This is a genomic window from Bacillus sp. SIMBA_154, assembly GCF_046536015.1.
Classification (GTDB): domain Bacteria; phylum Bacillota; class Bacilli; order Bacillales; family Bacillaceae; genus Bacillus; species Bacillus pumilus_P.
In genome coordinates, this window is the sequence record NZ_JAWJBV010000577.1 from 1 (window position 1) to 243 (window position 243).

The 243-nt window shown below is 52.7% G+C and carries 1 protein-coding gene; it reads left to right on the plus strand.

The features are described from left to right. Window positions 1-30: 30 nt before the first annotated feature. Window positions 31-243: MFS transporter (locus R0K30_RS23215; protein WP_410613356.1), on the plus strand; the 213-nt coding region annotated here is incomplete at its 3' end.

Genomic DNA, 243 nt, shown 5'->3' on the forward strand with positions numbered 1-243 from the left:
CGCATCTACCGAAAGGTGGCTTTGCGGCTAATGCCGCTTCTGGTCATCTGCTATTTCATCAGCTTTATCTACAGGACGAACATCGGCATCGCCCAGATCGGACTGGAGCGTGACCTGGGGTTCAGTGAGGCGGTCTATGCGTTAGGGGTGAGTTGCTTTTTCGTTGGATTCATCATCTTTGAGATTCCGTCGAACGCGCTCATGTCCCGTATCGGTGCACGAAAGACCATTGTGCGCATCATG